Origin of the sequence: Streptomyces hirsutus, from assembly GCF_001418415.1 — a bacterium.
GTDB classification, from domain to species: Bacteria; Actinomycetota; Actinomycetes; order Streptomycetales; family Streptomycetaceae; genus Streptomyces; species Streptomyces hirsutus.
Genome location: NZ_LIQT01000740.1, coordinates 1 through 1,762, shown reverse-complemented (window position 1 = coordinate 1,762; position 1,762 = coordinate 1). Strand labels below are relative to the sequence as shown.

Below are 1,762 nucleotides of genomic sequence, written 5' to 3'. Positions count from 1 at the left end.
TCTCCGGCGGTATGCGCCAGCGCGCCATGATCGCCATGGCACTGATCTGCGACCCCGACCTGCTGATCGCCGACGAGCCGACCACGGCCCTGGACGTGACCGTCCAGGCGCAGATCCTCGACCTGCTCAAGGAACTCCAGCAGGAGTTCGGCTCGGCCATCATCTTCATCACCCACGACCTCGGCGTCATCTCCGACATGGCCGACGACCTGCTGGTAATGTACTCGGGCAGGGCCGTGGAGCGCGGCAGCGTCCGTGAGGTGCTGCGCGCGCCCAGGCACCCCTACACCTGGGGCCTGCTCAGCTCGATGCCCCGCCTCGGCGGCGACACCTCGCAGGCGCTCAACCCGATCCCCGGATCGCCGCCCAGCCTGCTGAACCCGCCCTCCGGCTGCCCCTTCCACCCGCGCTGCGCCTTCACGGGCGAGGTGCCGGGCGACCTGTGCAGCACCGAGCGTCCGCCGCTCGGCGAAGGCCGTGCCACCGCGTGCCACCTGACGGCGGAGCAGAAGCAGACCATCTTCATCGACAAGATCCAGCCCCGGCTGCGCTAGGGAGATCCGAGACATGAGCGACAACCTCACCCTCCCCGCACAGCAGGGCTCCGCCGGCGCGTCGACCGAGACGCTGCTGAAGGTCGAGGGCCTCACCAAACACTTCCCGATCTACGGCGGCTTTCCGATCAAACGGAAGGTCGGCGCCGTGCAGGCCGTCGACAAGGTCGACCTGACCGTCGGCGTCGGAGAGAGCGTCGGTCTGGTGGGTGAGTCGGGCTGCGGCAAGTCGACCACGGGCCGGCTCATCACGCGGCTCCTGGAACCGACCGGCGGGAAGATCGAGTACCGGGGCCAGGACATCACGCACGCCTCCCGCAGGCAGCTGGCCCCGGTGCGGTCCGAGATCCAGATGATCTTCCAGGACCCGTACTCGTCGCTGAACCCGCGGCAGACCGTCGGCACCATCATCAGGTCGCCGATGGAGGTCAACGGGATCGACCCGGCGGGCGGCCGGGAGAAGAGGGTCCGTGAGCTGCTCGAGCTCGTCGGCCTCAACCCCGAGCACTACAACCGCTTCCCGCACGAGTTCTCCGGCGGCCAGCGCCAGCGCATCGGCGTCGCCCGTGCCCTCGCGCTCAACCCGAAGCTCATCGTGGCGGACGAGCCGGTCTCCGCGCTGGACGTGTCGATCCAGGCCCAGGTCGTCAACCTGCTGCAGAAGGTCCAGGAAGAGCTGGGCATCGCCTTCCTGTTCATCGCCCACGACCTGGCGGTGGTCCGGCACTTCTCGCAGCGCCTGGCCGTGATGTACCTCGGCAAGGTGGTCGAGGTCGGTGACCGGGACTCCATCTACAACCGGCCCCGGCACCCCTACACGCACGCCCTGCTGTCGGCCGTGCCCGAGGTGGCCATGGACGACGAGAGCGAGAACCGGGAGCGCATCCGGCTTGCCGGGGACGTGCCCTCGCCGATCATGCCGCCGTCCGGCTGCCGCTTCCGCACGCGCTGCTGGAAGGCGCAGGACAAGTGCGCCACCGAGGAGCCGCCGCTCGTCCGGATCTCCGGCAACAGTGAGGGCCACCTGACTGCCTGCCACTTCCCGGAGGACCCGACCACGGAGGCCCGTGGCGAGGACATCGTCCTCGACCCGGCGCTGAAGGCGTTGGAGAACGAGTCCGCCGAGAAGGAGTGACTCGGAGCACGCGACGCGAAGCACCGCCAACGGCTGCTGCCCGCCCCAAGAAGGGGCGGGCAGCAGCCGTTGG

The 1,762-nt window shown here is 69.4% G+C and carries 2 protein-coding genes; both read left to right on the top strand.

What is annotated here, in order from left to right:
• Positions 1-554: ABC transporter ATP-binding protein (locus AOK11_RS38110; RefSeq protein WP_157869548.1), on the top strand; the 554-nt coding region annotated here is incomplete at its 5' end.
• Between the two features lie 13 nt (positions 555-567).
• The gene (locus tag AOK11_RS38105) at positions 568-1,689 is read left to right on the top strand and encodes an ABC transporter ATP-binding protein (protein WP_055598180.1); all 1,122 of its coding nucleotides are present in this window, start codon (positions 568-570) and stop codon (positions 1,687-1,689) included.
• The last annotated feature ends 73 nt before the right edge of the window (positions 1,690-1,762 follow it).